14 protein-coding genes and 1 tRNA gene are annotated in these 13,157 nt (G+C 64.1%); 6 read left to right on the top strand and 9 right to left on the bottom strand.

Annotated elements, in window-relative coordinates; translation table 11 throughout:
• Positions 1 to 76 precede the first annotated feature (76 nt).
• Positions 77 to 772, top strand: a complete 696-nt coding sequence (locus ABFC66_RS16300; RefSeq protein WP_346742027.1) for a TetR/AcrR family transcriptional regulator — start codon at positions 77 to 79, stop codon at positions 770 to 772.
• 7 nt (positions 773 to 779) lie between these two features.
• Positions 780 to 1,280 (top strand): N-acetyltransferase family protein, encoded by a 501-nt coding sequence (locus ABFC66_RS16295; protein WP_346742026.1) that lies wholly within the window; start codon positions 780 to 782, stop codon positions 1,278 to 1,280.
• Positions 1,281 to 1,286: 6 nt separating this feature from the next.
• On the opposite strand, the gene ABFC66_RS16290 is transcribed toward ABFC66_RS16295, so the two are convergent.
• The 8 genes from ABFC66_RS16290 to ABFC66_RS16255 form a co-directional block, all read right to left on the bottom strand.
• Entirely contained in the window at positions 1,287 to 2,066 is a 780-nt protein-coding gene (locus ABFC66_RS16290; RefSeq protein ID WP_346742025.1) for a heme ABC transporter ATP-binding protein, read from the bottom strand.
• The gene (locus ABFC66_RS16285; RefSeq protein WP_346742024.1) at positions 2,063 to 3,118 is read right to left on the bottom strand and encodes an iron ABC transporter permease; all 1,056 of its coding nucleotides are present in this window, start codon (positions 3,116 to 3,118) and stop codon (positions 2,063 to 2,065) included. The genes ABFC66_RS16290 and ABFC66_RS16285 overlap by 4 nt, the downstream gene beginning before the upstream one ends.
• Positions 3,115 to 4,011: an ABC transporter substrate-binding protein gene (locus ABFC66_RS16280; RefSeq protein ID WP_346742023.1), complete on the bottom strand. Its 897-nt coding sequence runs from the start codon at positions 4,009 to 4,011 to the stop codon at positions 3,115 to 3,117. The genes ABFC66_RS16285 and ABFC66_RS16280 overlap by 4 nt, the downstream gene beginning before the upstream one ends.
• Positions 4,011 to 5,063, bottom strand: a complete 1,053-nt coding sequence (locus ABFC66_RS16275) for a ChuX/HutX family heme-like substrate-binding protein (protein WP_346742022.1) — start codon at positions 5,061 to 5,063, stop codon at positions 4,011 to 4,013. Before ABFC66_RS16275 ends, ABFC66_RS16280 begins: the two co-directional genes overlap by 1 nt.
• 22 nt (positions 5,064 to 5,085) lie before the next feature.
• A complete protein-coding gene (locus tag ABFC66_RS16270; RefSeq protein ID WP_346742021.1) occupies positions 5,086 to 5,859 on the bottom strand; it encodes a TonB family protein in 774 nt (257 codons plus the stop codon).
• 10 nt (positions 5,860 to 5,869) lie between these two features.
• On the bottom strand, positions 5,870 to 8,095 hold the full coding sequence (locus ABFC66_RS16265; protein ID WP_346742020.1) for a TonB-dependent hemoglobin/transferrin/lactoferrin family receptor: 2,226 nt from the start codon (positions 8,093 to 8,095) through the stop codon (positions 5,870 to 5,872).
• 95 nt (positions 8,096 to 8,190) lie between these two features.
• Entirely contained in the window at positions 8,191 to 8,364 is a 174-nt protein-coding gene (locus tag ABFC66_RS16260; protein WP_346742019.1) for a hemin uptake protein HemP, read from the bottom strand.
• Positions 8,365 to 8,536: 172 nt separating this feature from the next.
• Positions 8,537 to 8,622 (bottom strand) — tRNA-Leu (locus ABFC66_RS16255).
• Between the two features lie 147 nt (positions 8,623 to 8,769).
• Here ABFC66_RS16255 and ABFC66_RS16250 point away from each other — a divergent pair.
• A complete protein-coding gene (locus ABFC66_RS16250; protein ID WP_346742018.1) occupies positions 8,770 to 9,351 on the top strand; it encodes a YqaA family protein in 582 nt (193 codons plus the stop codon).
• 4 nt (positions 9,352 to 9,355) lie between these two features.
• On the opposite strand, the gene ABFC66_RS16245 is transcribed toward ABFC66_RS16250, so the two are convergent.
• Complete coding sequence (locus ABFC66_RS16245; protein ID WP_346742017.1) at positions 9,356 to 10,066, bottom strand: phosphatase PAP2 family protein; 711 nt, start codon at positions 10,064 to 10,066, stop codon at positions 9,356 to 9,358.
• Between the two features lie 181 nt (positions 10,067 to 10,247).
• Between ABFC66_RS16245 and ybaL the strand changes: the two genes are divergently transcribed.
• The 3 genes from ybaL (at position 10,248) to ABFC66_RS16230 (ending at position 13,154) form a co-directional block, all read left to right on the top strand.
• The gene (gene ybaL, locus ABFC66_RS16240; RefSeq protein WP_346742016.1) at positions 10,248 to 11,966 is read left to right on the top strand and encodes a YbaL family putative K(+) efflux transporter; all 1,719 of its coding nucleotides are present in this window, start codon (positions 10,248 to 10,250) and stop codon (positions 11,964 to 11,966) included.
• 73 nt (positions 11,967 to 12,039) lie between these two features.
• Positions 12,040 to 12,561 carry a disulfide bond formation protein B gene (locus tag ABFC66_RS16235; RefSeq protein WP_346742015.1) on the top strand — a complete coding sequence of 174 codons (522 nt, stop codon included), beginning with the start codon at positions 12,040 to 12,042 and terminating at the stop codon, positions 12,559 to 12,561.
• Entirely contained in the window at positions 12,558 to 13,154 is a 597-nt protein-coding gene (locus ABFC66_RS16230) for a demethoxyubiquinone hydroxylase family protein (RefSeq protein ID WP_346742014.1), read from the top strand. Before ABFC66_RS16235 ends, ABFC66_RS16230 begins: the two co-directional genes overlap by 4 nt.
• Positions 13,155 to 13,157: the final 3 nt, after the last annotated feature.

The following is a 13,157-nucleotide window of genomic DNA, read 5'->3' as shown; positions in this document are numbered from 1 at the left end:
GCGCTCTGATTGCTTAATGAGATAGGCGATACTGACATGATTGTCAATATTTGACAAAAAGGGAGACAATTTCACGGTGAGCACCGCAGAAAAGACGGAGATTCTCCCGGCCGGCATCGCGACCGAAACGCGGCAGGCGCCGAAGCGCGTCCGCCGCTCGGCCGAAGAAGCGCGGAGGCTGATCCTCGATGCCGCCGAGGAACGGCTGGCAACGCAAGGGCCGGAGGGCATCCGTCTTCAGGACATCGCGCGCGACGTCGGTATTTCCCATCCGGCGATTCTCCATCATTTCGAAAGCCGCGAAGGCCTCGTCCGGGCGCTGATCGCGCGCACCTCGGCGCAGTTCCGCGACAAGATGCTCGGCGCGCTTCAGGACAGGAACGGACACCAGCTCGAACCGGGCGAGTTGATCGAAAGCGTCTTCGAGGCGCTGAGCGACCGGGGCACGGCGCGCCTTCTTTCATGGATGATGCTGACCGACCGAATGACGGAAGCATCCAGTTCGCGCGCGCTCATGACGGAAATCTCGAGCGCGATTCACAGCCGCCGCGTCAAGGAAGCCGAGAAGAACCGCGCGCCCGCGCCCGACCGGGAAGACACGTTGTTCATGGCCATGCTGACGGCAAACGCCGCTTTCGGCGACGCCATCATCGGCCGCCATCTCGCCGAGGAGGCGGGGCTCGGCCATGACGGCATCATCCGGTTCCGCCGCTGGCTCGCGCAACTCCTCTCCGAGCATGCCGACCGACACGACAGGCCGGAGAGAGGCTGAGGCCGCGATGACCTGCATCATCCGGCCCGCAACGACCGACGATCTTCCCGGCATTCTTTTCATCCATAACGAGGCCGTGCGAAACACCGCCGCGATCTGGATGGACGCAGAGGCGGATCTGGCAGACCGGGCTCTCTGGCTCGCGGAACATCACGATCACGGCTTTCCAGTATTCGTCGCCGTCGAAGGCGACAGGGTGCTCGGATTCTCGGCCTACGGGCATTACCGGCCGCGCAGCGGCTATCGCCACACGGTCGAGAATTCCGTCTATATCCATCCCGATGCCCGCGGACGCGGACTTGGCTTCGCCTTGATGAAGCCGCTCATCGCGCATGCGAAGGAGAGCGGGCACCATGTCATGCTGGCCTGCATCGAGGCGCAGAATGCGGCCTCCATCGCGCTGCATGAACGCCTCGGATTTCGCGAAGTCGGCCGCCTGCCCGAGGTCGGCTACAAGTTCGGCCGCTGGCTCGATCTCGTTCTGATGCACCGGGCCCTGACGGACTGAGGCCGATCAGGCGAGAATGGCAATCGAGCCATCCGCCTTCCGCATGATCTCGACCGGCGTCATGAAGCAGGTCGAGAGATTCTCCTGCGTCAGCACGTCGTCCTTTCCACCCGCCACCCTCACCCGGCCATGATCGAGAAGAACGACATCATCCGCGTAATCGGCGGCGAGGTTGAGGTCGTGCAGCACGGCGAGAACGCCGACGCCCTCGTCGGCCAGGCGACGGGCCGATTCCAGCAATACGCGGCGATGCCGGAGATCGAGCGCCGAAGTCGGCTCGTCGAGCAGGAGATATCGCGAGGCATGCGTCTCGCTGCCGCGCCGCCATATCTGCGCGAGCGCGCGGGCGAACTGTACCCGCTGCCTCTCGCCGCCCGAAAGCGTGCGATAGAGCCGCGACCACAGGGCTTCGATCCCGCTTTGGCGGCCGGCGGTAAGGCAGGCCTCCTCATCGTCCAGCGCATCGCGCGTCGTGCCGAAAGGCAGGCGTCCGAGCGCCACCACTTCCGCAACCGTGAAGTCGAAATCGAGCGATGAATGTTGCAGGAGTACCGCGCGGCGCCGGGCCAGCGCCAGCGGATCGAAGCGCTCCATTTTCTCGCCGTCGATCTCGACGCCGCCGCCATCCGGCCGCCTTTCGCCGGAAAACAGCGAGATCATGGTCGACTTGCCCGCGCCGTTCGGCCCAAGCAGCGCGGTGACGCGCCCCGGACGGACGGTGAAGGATACGCCATCGATAATCTGCCTCGTGCCCATGCGCAGCACGATGTCTTTGGCTTCGATCATGCGCCGACACCTTTCCGTCGCAGGAGAAGCCAGAGAAAGAAGGGACTTCCGATGAGGCTCGTGACGAGGCCGATCGGCATTTCGGCGGGGGCGACGATGACGCGCGCGCCGCAATCGGCGATGAGGAGCAGCGCGGCACCAAGAAGCGCCGAGCCGGGCAGCACGATCCGGTGATCCGGCCCCGCCGCCATGCGAACGAGATGCGGCACCACGACGCCGACGAAAGCGATGATGCCCGAAACCGCCACCGAGGCGCCGACGGCAAGCGCCGCCGCAATCATCACGATCCGCTTCAGGCGCTCGACGCTCACGCCGAGATTGTGCGCCTCGCGCTCGCCGAGCAGCATCGCATTGAGCGGTGCTGCGCAGCGCATCAGCATGAGCACGGCGAAAATGACGAATGGCGCCGAGAGCGTGACGCCGGACCATCCGCCTTTTGCCAGACTGCCCATCGTCCAGAAGGTGATCTCGCGAAGCTGCGCATCGTCGCTGCTGTAGATCAGCACGCCCATGACCGCGCCAGCCATGGCGTTGATGGCGATACCCGCCAGAAGCAATATGCCCGTCGCCGTGATCCCGCGATGATGGGCAAGCCGCTCGGTCGCAAAGGTTGCCGCAAGTCCGCCGAGAAAAGCGGCCACAGGCAGGAGATGCTGATCGGCGGCGATCGGCAGAACGGCGATCAGCAGATGACCGAGCACGATGATCGAAACCGCGCCGAGCGCAGCCCCGCCCGAAATGCCGATAAGGCCGGGATCGGCGAGCGGATTGCGGAACAGGCCCTGAAGCGCGGCGCCCGAAATGCCGAGCCCCCCGCCCACGAGAACGGCGAGCGTGGCGCGCGGCAGACGCAGGCCGAGAATGATCGCCTCGGCCTGACTGTCGGTCGCAAATCCCAGAAGCACGCGCATGACCTCGCGCGCCGGAATGGGCATTGCGCCAATGCCCAGCGCCAACAGGAAGACGAGGCCGAGGAACGCGGCCAGCGCGCCCAGCAACGCTGCGCGCGGCAGACGCCGCAGAGACGGCAAGGCGGCGGTTGTGTCGGTCACTGCAGCCTCGTCCATTCGCGCTCGGGCAGAACCGGAAACTTCGCCTCGGGATGAAACGACGCCGCAAGATCGCGCAGCGCATGCGCGAGACGCGGGCCAAAGCTCAGGCTGTATGTGCCATCGACGACAACAAGACGCCTTTCCCGCGCGGCGGGCGTCTGCGCAATCTCCGGCATGGCATAGACGGCATTCTCACCGCCGATGGCGTCCACCGTGTCCTTCATCATCACGATGATGTTCGGCGCGGCGGCAGCCGCCGCCTCGGGCGAGAGGGGCTTGTAGCCCTTGATCTGCCCGACCGCACTGACGCCGCCCGCCAGACCGATCATCGCGTCGGCCGCTGTGCCCGCGCCTGCGGCCATCGGCGCGCCGCGCCCGGCCTGAAGAACGAAGAGCACGCGCGGATGCGTCTTCGCTGCCGCGACCGCCATCTTCACGGTCGCGAGATCGTCGGAAAGCGTATTCGCTACGCTTTCGGCCTGCGCCTCACGGCCGAGCGCCTTTCCGATCTCGCGAATGCGCGCCACCGCCTCCTCCGGCGTATAGCCCTCGTGAAGGCGGACGATATGAAGCCCCGCCGCTTCCGCCTGATCGAGCGCGGCAGGCGGCCCTGCCTCCGGCCCCGCGATCATGACATCGGCCTTGAGCGAGAGCAGGCCCTCCGCAGAGAGAGCCCGCACATAGCCCACATTCGGCAGCGCTTTCGTCTTTTCACGTGGGAAAACGCTCGACTGGTCGATCCCGACCAGCGCATCGCCGGCACCCAGGGCGAAGACCGTCTCCGTCGCCGCAACGCCCACAGAAAGAACGCGCTTCGGCGCCTCCGCAGCGGCGACCCCGGCGGCCCCGGCGACAAAGAAACTCAACATCGCGACGGCAAGGAACTTTCTCATCAGGCGGCAACCTTCTCGATCGCGTCGACGACGATCGCGCGCCATGCTTTGTCTTCCGGCTGTCCGGGCTTGCGCTTGCCGAACAGCGTCGCGATCGCCTCGCCCTCCGCATCGAAAAGCTCGAGCGAAGTCACCATGCCGTCATCAGTGGGTTTCCAGACGATCCATGCGCTGGCAACATGATCTTCGCGCAGATGCAGGTTGAACTTCTCGTCGAGCACGTTGAACCACGGACCCATCGGCTTGAGGTTCGAAACCGGGCCGGTGTGAATCTGGATCATGCCCGGATTGCCGACAAACACCATGATCGGCGTTTCCCGCGCGGCCGCATTTTCGAACACGCGCCGCAGGGTCAGCGCATCGACCGGCATGGCCCGGCTCATGCCCGCCAGCCGCAGGCCCTGCACGCGCTGAACCTTGAACTTGTTCAGAAGACCGTGGAACTCATGCGTATCCTTCAGCGCATCCCACGCCGCATGGAAGCCTGGGACGTCGATCTCGCTATCGGGCAGCGCGTCCTCACGCGCGGGCGCCGCCTCGACGGCGAGTGGCGCGCGCGGTTCGTCGTTCGCCCACTTCGCGACCAGACGGTCATATGCCGCGACATCGGACTGGTCGGTGAGATAGACCTTGTGAATGGCTTCGCCCGCCCCATCGAAGAACTGGAGGCTGCGGCGCTCGCCATGCTCGGTCGACTCGACGACGCCGAAGCCGAAACGCCAATGGCTGAGGAAGATGCGCAGATCGATGTCATCTCCGACGATCAGCGCAACATGAGCATTGCCGCCGAGCTTGCCATAAACGCCCTTGCGCTCATGCACGCAGGATTCATTGCGCGTCAGCGCCATGACATGGCCGAGCGAGGACACCTCCTCGATGATGGAGAACCACTCGGGCCGGAGCCGCGTCGCCTTCGCATCGTCGCGGCCCAGCGCAACCAGCTCGGCCTCGCTGATACCGAGCTTTGCGGCGAGATCGCGCGCGCGCAGGCGCGGCTCGGCGGCGAGAATGGCATCGCGGCGCGACTTGAGTTCGAGGAATGCTGCTGTCATTTCGTAATCTCCTTCATCGAAATCAGTTGAGTTGAAAGCGAACCGGAATTTCCACCCAGGCGACGGTCGCACGCCCGTTCGTCCGGGCGGGTTCGAATTGCCAATGGCGCACGGCCGCCAGCGCCGCATTGTCGAGAAGCGCGAAGCCCGAGCTTTTCCAGATCAGCACTTCCTCGGGGTCGCCATCCGGATCGAGCCGCGCATGGATCAGCGCCTCGCCCTGTTGCCCCAATTCGCGCGCCCGCTTCGGATAGGCGGCGGGCCTCGGCGGATGACGGAAGCGCGGATTGGTGATGAGGAGATCGGACGTCTCTCCACTCGCCGCGGCTGGAATCCTGGCGTCGTCCATCCCGGAGCCGCTCGCCGCGACAGCCGGCTGGAGCGCGGGCCCGGACGAGCCGGGCGACTCGCGCTCGGCAGGGCGCGGCGCGGCGTTGTCCGCCGGCTTTGGAAGCGTCATGGCGACCTGTGCGGGCTTCGGCGCCACCTTCCTCTCGACAGGCTTCACGATCCTTTCGGCAGACTTTGCCACCGGCGCCACCGGCGCGACCGGTTGCGCGCTCTTTCGCGGTTCCCTGACGAAGACGACCTCTATAGCGCTCGCCGGACCGGGCTCGGTCTTCGCGTTGCTGGCAGGGCCGATCGCCGATGTGGAGATCGCCGCCGCGACAGCGCCCGCATGAAGCGCAATCGCGGCGGCCAATCGCAGCACCGGGCCGCGCAGTCTCGCGACGCGGGGGGAGGAACGATTACCCGCTTCGTAAAAGCCTGCAGTGCCGGTTGCCGCGAATGCCACAGCCTGCTCCCTAGAACCTGAGCGTCGCGTTGACGCCGAAATTCCGGCCAACCTGTGCGTAGCGATCGATGACGGTGCTCGTCGAGGCGATGCTCTTCACATCCTGCGAGATGAAGTATTTCTCGTCGGTGAGGTTGAACACGCCGGCATTGACGGTGAAGGTCGGCATGACTTCGACATAGGCCGTGAGATCGAGCACCGTGTAGCTCGGCGCATTGAAATAGGTCGCCTCGCTGACCCGCGTATGCCGCCAGGCATGCGTGGCGGTGAATTCCGCGCCCCAGTTCTCGCTCTGATATTTCAGGCCGGTGACAAGCTTTACCGGATCGACGCTGTCGATCGACTGGTGCGTGTCCTGATCTTCGCCATAGGCATAGGCGATGCTGCCGACAAGCGCCCATTCGGGAAGGAAGCGATAATCGCCGCGCGCTTCCGCGCCGTAGATCACGACATTCGAAAGATTCTGGTACTGGAACGCGGTGAGGCCGCCCGGCAGCGTGCCTGCGGGGAGCGTCACGGTTTCGATGAAATCCTTGTACCTGTTATAAAAGACCGAGGTGCTGAAGCTCGAACCGCTCGCATATTTTCCGCGCAGGCCGAACTCGACACCGTCGCTCTGCTCCGGCTTCAGATCCGGATTGGAGATGATGCCGTAGAAGTGCGAGTAGTTGACGAATGACTGGTTCGCGCTGTCATAGGGCGGAATGCGGAAGCCATGCGCATATTGCGCGAAGCCGGTGTATTCCTCGGTGAGATCGTAGGTCAGGCCGAGCTTGGGCGAGGCATGCCACTTCGAGAATTCCTCGACCGCGACACCATTCGAATTCTCGAAGAGCTGATCGGGGTGCGGCGTCATCTTGTAGTAGTCGAGCCGCACGCCGGGCAGAACGGTGAACCTGCCGAGCGCGACCTTGTCCTGAACGTAAGTGCCGAACTTCAGCAGGCTATTGTCGGGGAACGTCTTGTTCGGGAAAAGCTCACACATGCCCGGCCCCGTGCAGATCAGCGAGGTCGAGACCAGCGTGGCCGTGTTCGTGTCGGTGCGGTCGCGAGGGCGCTCGGTATCCGAATGCTCGACATTGAGGCCATAGGTGAATTCATTGGCGAGACCAAGAAGCGTAGCCAGCGAATTGAACTGGGCTTCGGCGCCGAAAATCTCCTGACCGAAACCCAGATCCGTCACGCGGAAGGTCGCACCATTGCTGCGAAGCTGCTCCTGATGCTCGGTCCGGTCGAGATTGGTGTAGAAGACCTTGAACTCGCTGCGGTCGATGAAGCCGATCGGCGCATCGTGGATATAGTCGATGCTGACACGATTGCGCCTCGTGTCGTCCTTGGACGTCGAGGACTTCACGGAGCCGGTGACCTCGGTCAGGATATTCGTGAACTGGTGCTTCCTGGTGAACTCGCCCGTGAGCTTCAGCGTGTCCGCCATCGTCGGCGAGAAGACGAGCTTGCCGAGGAAATTGTCGGAAGAATAATCCTGCGGATTGTAGAGAGCGTCGCCGGAGACCGAGCCGTTCGGCTTTGCCTCATGACCGTCGCGCCGGGTGTAGAGACCCAGCACCTCGAAATCGCCAGCACGCACTGCGCCCGTTGCCGTTTCGGCGAAGCTGTCATCGGCGCTGCCATAGGCGCCCTTGATGCTCGCAAACCAGTCCTTGCCGACGAGATCGAGATAGTCGGACGGATCCTTGGTCACATAGGAAACGATGCCGCCCAGCGCGTCGCTGCCGTAAAGCGCCGATGCGGGACCGCGAACGATTTCGACGCGCTTCAGATTGTCGAGGTCGACGAAATCGCGCGTATAGCCGCCCGAGGCCGAATTCGATTCCGGCATGTCCTGAACGTCGAGGCCGTCGATCAGCAGAAGGACGCGATTGTCGCCGATGCCGCGGATCGTGTAGCTCGTCGCGCCGCCGCGGAGCGGCTGATTGCCCACCGAGACGCCGGGCTCGTAGCGGATCACGTCGCGCGGATTGCGTGCGTTCATCCGCTCGAGTTCTTCCGCATCGATCACCGAGACCGTCGCCGGAACGTCGTTGAGCGATTCCGCGTTGCGCGTCGCGGTGGTCGTCACCGCGTCGAGTTGAGTGGCCCTGGCCGGTTTCGCGGGTGCGGTGGCCTCGATGGCCTTTTCGGATTTGTCGGGGATGACATCCGCTGCCTGCGCCATCGAAGCGGCGGCGAGGGAGGTCGTTGCCAATAGAAATGCGGTCAGCCTGTAACGTGCCATGTCAGTTCCAAGATGCGTTTTGAAAAGCAATCCTGGCTGGCTGCACTCCGGCTGGAGCGAACTGGCTGGCTTGGTTGCCGCGAATGTCGCGTGGGCTATTTGATGAGAATGAGCTTGTTGCTTCCGGTGATGCGCAGTCTGTAACGCTCGCCACCGTGATCGATGATCACCTCGCGGCGATCTCCGAACAGTATGTGGCTGGCGACCGACCGTTCCGTCGGCTTTGCCTCGCCGGCACCGGCCGGTTGAACTCGAGGCTCACTCTTCATGTTGCTTCCCGATATTGCGAATGACTCTTAGTATCAAGTCATACCCCAAAGCGCAACAGAAACTTGCAAAAGGTCACGGTCCGGCCCCGGCCAATCACCCAAGCTGAAAAGTACATATATTTCAGTGTGTTAACAGCGCCGCGGCGAGCAGATGCTCCAGCCGCCGAAAGATTGGTGCCCCTGGCCGGACTCGAACCAGCACGCCCGTGAAGGCAACAGATTTTGAGTCTGCCGCGTCTACCATTCCGCCACAGGGGCCCCCGAAGCGCGGGCGCATGATAGTCAGCGGACGGGCGCGATCAAACAAAATGTATCGGGAGCCGCAAGAAAGCCCGCCGGCTTCGCGGCAATGGACAGCGCGCCGCGCCTGCTGCTACAGCAGGGCCTTCACAACGGGTGCTTCGGATGCTGCGCGGACTTTACAACTGGACGATCCGGCTTTCGGCTCACAAGAACGCGCATTGGGCGCTTGCGGCCGTCTCCTTTGCGGAGAGTTCCTTCTTCCCCGTGCCACCCGACGTCATGCTGGTGCCGTTGACCGTCGCCCGGCCCGACCGCGCCTGGTTTTACGCTGCCGTCTGCACCGTCTCTTCGGTCCTGGGCGCGCTGCTCGGCTATGCGATCGGCTACCTCCTCTACGACACGATCGGCCACTGGCTGATGAGCCTCTACGGCTATACCGACAAGGTGGAGGAATTCCGTCACCTTTATGCCAAATGGGGCGCCTGGATCATTCTGATCAAGGGCCTGACGCCGATCCCCTTCAAGATCGTTACCATCGCTTCGGGCTTTGCCGGCTACAACCTCTTCTGGTTCGTGGTTCTCTCCGTCATCACGCGAGGCGCGCGCTTCTTCATCGTCGCAGGCATTCTCAACCGCTATGGCGATCCGCTGAAGGAATTCATCGACGAGAATCTGGGCCTCGTGGCCGGCGCCTTCGTCGCGCTGATCGTCGCGGGCTTCCTCGTCGCCCGCTACGTGATCTGACCGTTCAGCGCGCAAGCGCGGGCGCATCGCCCTCGCGCAGCACGAGCGGCGCGATAAGCAATACCGCAGCAATGCCGATATAGGAGCCGACGACCACATCGCTCAGATAGTGGTTGGTCATGGTGATGCGCGTCGCGGCGATCATGGCGCCTGCGAGGCTGATGCTCCGCCAGCGCCGGGGCATGGCGAGCGCAAGGACGGTCGTCACGACGAAGATGGTCTGCGAGTGGCCGGACGGAAAGCTGTCCAGCGCATGGCGAAATTGGAATGGCTCGAAACCATATTCCGACTGGCCGAACAGATCGCGCGGGCGGTGGCGGCCTGCCAGAATCTTGATGAGATTGACGACGGCGCCGGACGCCGCAAGCGACAGCAGAAAAAGGAAGCTCAGCCGCTTCGCCTTGCCCAGCAGCGCTTCGAAGCGGGGCGCGACCTGCATGCGCCGCGCCGCAACGGCGCAACCGATCAGAAGTAGTGCGCTCACGACATAACCGGTGCCGATACCGAGATCGGTGAGCCCCCTCATGACGTCGGCAGTCAGGCCCTGCACATTGGCCTTCATGAACATCGCAAGCGCCTGATCGAGCGCGACGGTCGAAGCGGCAGCAAAAAGAAGAACCGGCGCCGCCGCCTGCACGATCACCGGCAGCGCGACAAGGCGCGACCCTTCGCGAGCGAGGCCAACGCCGCTCGCGGCAATGCTCTGACTATCCAAGTGCAACGCCCCCGCGTCTATCGAGGACCGAACCTGTCCCCGCCCCCGCTCATAGCAATCGCGGATGGCGAAAAGGACACAGGCATATGAAGGTTTTGATTTTCATCCGGCGGCTGGCCGCATTTTGGCCAACTTATGTGTATTCTTATGCGCCATCACATCCCGCAGGCTCTGGAGGCGCATGGAACACCAAACCCCGCTCATAGCTGCAATCGTCGGCGGTCTGGTGCTCGCCTTCATCTTCGGCGCAGTCGCCCACCGGTTCCGCCTTTCGCCTCTGGTCGGCTATCTGCTCGCGGGCGTCGTGGTCGGCCCCTTCACGCCGGGCTTCGTCGCGGATCAGGCGCTGACTCTGGAGCTTGCAGAGATCGGCGTCATCCTTCTGATGTTCGGCGTCGGCCTCCACTTCTCGTTCAAGGACCTTCTCTCCGTCAAAACCATTGCGATCCCCGGCGCCCTCGCGCAGATCGCCGTCGCCACGCTGCTCGGCATGGCGCTCGGATGGGCGCTCGGCTGGCCAATCGGCTCCGGCCTTGTCTTCGGCCTCGCGCTCTCGGTCGCCAGTACCGTCGTGCTGCTGCGCGCATTGCAGGACCGCCGCATCGTCGAGACGGAGCGCGGCCGCATCGCCGTCGGCTGGCTCATCGTGGAAGATCTCGCGATGGTGCTCACGCTCGTCCTGCTCCCCGCCCTTGCCGGTTTGCTGCAGGCCGCCGGGAAGGCCGACGGCGCGCTCGATTTCTACGAAGTCGGCAAGGCGATCGCCCTGACGCTCGGCAAGGTCGTCGCCTTCGTCGCATTGATGCTGGTGGTCGGCCGCCGCTTCATCCCGTGGCTTCTGCACATGATCGCGCATTCAGGTTCGCGCGAACTCTTCCGCCTCGCCGTTCTCGCCATCGCGCTCGGCGTCGCTTACGGCGCGGCCCTTCTCTTCGGCGTATCCTTCGCGCTCGGCGCTTTCTTCGCAGGCATGGTCCTCAGCGAATCGCCCTTGAGCCAGCGGGCGGCAGAGGAAACGCTGCCGCTGCGCGACGCATTCGCGGTGCTCTTCTTCGTCTCGGTGGGCATGCTCTTCGATCCGCGCATTCTGCTGAACGATCCCCTGCCCGTCATCGGTGCGCTTGCCATCATCATTCTCGGCAAGTCCGTCGCTTCCTTCTTCATCGTCCGCGCCTTCGGTCACCCGCTCTCGACCGCGCTCACCATTTCGGCGAGCCTCGCGCAGATCGGCGAATTCTCCTTCATCCTCGCGACGCTCGGCGTCGAACTGCACCTTCTGCCCGAACGTGGCCGCGATCTCATCCTCGCGGGCGCGATCCTCTCGATCATGCTCAATCCGCTCTTCTTCGTGGCGCTCGACCGTATGAAGCAGGTCATCGAAAGGTTCCGCCCCGGCGAGGCCGCAGATGAGCACGCGCCTGTAGCCGAAGAAGCACCCTCCGTCGCAGCGACAGATCTTCACGGTCATGCCGTGGTCGTCGGCTTCGGCCGGGTCGGCGCGCTGGTCGGCAGGCGGCTCCAGCAGGCGGGCATTCCCATACTCGTCATCGAGGACGATGTGGGCATCGCGGGCAAGCTGCGGCAGCAGGGCTACGAGGTGCTGGAGGGGAACGCCGCAAAGGGAGCCATCCTCAGCGCGGCGAACCTTCCCGCCGCACGATGGCTTTTCGTGGCCATACCCAACGCCTTCGAAGCGGGGCAGGCCATCGAACAGGCCCGCAAGGCGGCGCCCTCACTCGAAATCGTCGCCCGCGCCCATTCGGACGCCGAGATCGACTATCTGCGCCAGCGCGGCGCCAATCTCGTCATCATGGGCGAACGGGAAATCGCCCGCGGCATGATCGAGCATGTGCTGGGAACCGGGGACGACGCGCGGGGGACCGCGCCGCAGCCCGTCTGAGCCCTTCGCCGGCGGCGATCATGCGGCGGAAAGCCTCTCGTCCTCCGGGCCGAGGCATGATTGAATGCGCCCCATGCTTGACCGTATCCCGCCGCTCACCATTCCCTGGATCGTTCTTGCCGCCAGCGTCGCGACGCTCGGGGGGGCCTATTTCTTTCAATATGTGCTGGGCTACCTGCCCTGCCATCTTTGCCTGATCGAGCGCATTCCCTATGTGTTCGCCATCGGCGCGGCGCTCTGCGCGGGCATCCTTTCGCGCGAGGCAAATCTCGGCATTGGGCCCGTTGTGCTGCTCGGTCTCTGCGCGGCGGCCTTCGCGATTGGCGCGGGCATTTCGGGCTATCACGCGGGCGTCGAATACAAGTGGTGGCCGGGTCCCTCCGATTGCACGTCGAGCGGCCTCGTCGCCAATTCGCTGGCCGATCTGCAGGCGCAGATTCAGGGCGGCACCCGCGCCCCCCAATGCGACGAGGCGGCCTGGACACTCTTCGGCGTTTCGCTTGCCGGTTTCAATTTCCTGATCTCGCTGGCGCTCTTCGTGCTTTCCGCGCTCCCGGTGCTGCGCTATGAGCGCGAGGCGCATGGAGTGGAATGATGCCGAGACAGCCCGAGAGAAAACCGAAGCCCGCGCCCCGCAGCGCGCAGCCCGGCCGGTCGATAGGCAAAACGATTGAGGAAATCGTCCGCGTCGATCATGCGGGCGAATATGGCGCGGTGCGCATCTATTCGGGCCAGCTCGCCATCTTCAAATATCTGCCGGGCAAGCAGGAGACGGTCGAGTCCCTGACGCGCATGGCGAAGGAAGAGGAAGTCCACCTCGCCCGCTTCAACGACCTCATCAATGAGCGCGGCGTCAGGCCCACGGCCTTCGCGCCGATCTGGCATGTGGCGGGCTTCGCGCTTGGCGCTGCGACCGCGCTCCTCGGCGAGAAGGCGGCGCATGCCTGCACGGAAGCCGTCGAAACCGTGATCGATGAACACTACAAGAGCCAGATCGCGAAGCTCGAAGCCATGAATGCCGATGAGAAAGACCTCATCGATACGATCGAGCGTTTCCGTCTGGAAGAAGTGCAGCATCGCGACGAAGCGATCGAGAAAGGCGCGAAGGAAGCGCCGGCCTATCCGCTTCTCTCAGGCCTCATCGGCGCGGGCTGCCGCCTTGCCATCGCGCTCTCCGAAAAGGTCTGAGCC

Source organism: Parvibaculum sp. (assembly GCF_039680535.1).
GTDB lineage: Bacteria > Pseudomonadota > Alphaproteobacteria > Parvibaculales > Parvibaculaceae > Parvibaculum.
The sequence above is the reverse complement of the archived record's forward strand: the minus strand, read 5'-3'. Positions and strand labels throughout refer to the sequence as shown.

What these genes read in the sequence shown, in the direction of transcription:
- ABFC66_RS16295 (WP_346742026.1), top strand. Translation starts at nt 780, where the DNA reads ATGACCTGCATCATCCGGCCCGCAACGACCGACGATCTTCCCGGCATT.
- ABFC66_RS16290 (WP_346742025.1), bottom strand. Translation starts at nt 2,066, where the DNA reads ATGATCGAAGCCAAAGACATCGTGCTGCGCATGGGCACGAGGCAGATT.
- ABFC66_RS16280 (WP_346742023.1), bottom strand. Translation starts at nt 4,011, where the DNA reads ATGAGAAAGTTCCTTGCCGTCGCGATGTTGAGTTTCTTTGTCGCCGGG.
- ABFC66_RS16275 (WP_346742022.1), bottom strand. Translation starts at nt 5,063, where the DNA reads ATGACAGCAGCATTCCTCGAACTCAAGTCGCGCCGCGATGCCATTCTC.
- ABFC66_RS16265 (WP_346742020.1), bottom strand. Translation starts at nt 8,095, where the DNA reads ATGGCACGTTACAGGCTGACCGCATTTCTATTGGCAACGACCTCCCTC.
- ABFC66_RS16260 (WP_346742019.1), bottom strand. Translation starts at nt 8,364, where the DNA reads ATGAAGAGTGAGCCTCGAGTTCAACCGGCCGGTGCCGGCGAGGCAAAG.
- ABFC66_RS16250 (WP_346742018.1), top strand. Translation starts at nt 8,770, where the DNA reads ATGCTGCGCGGACTTTACAACTGGACGATCCGGCTTTCGGCTCACAAG.
- ybaL (WP_346742016.1), top strand. Translation starts at nt 10,248, where the DNA reads ATGGAACACCAAACCCCGCTCATAGCTGCAATCGTCGGCGGTCTGGTG.
- ABFC66_RS16235 (WP_346742015.1), top strand. Translation starts at nt 12,040, where the DNA reads ATGCTTGACCGTATCCCGCCGCTCACCATTCCCTGGATCGTTCTTGCC.
- ABFC66_RS16230 (WP_346742014.1), top strand. Translation starts at nt 12,558, where the DNA reads ATGATGCCGAGACAGCCCGAGAGAAAACCGAAGCCCGCGCCCCGCAGC.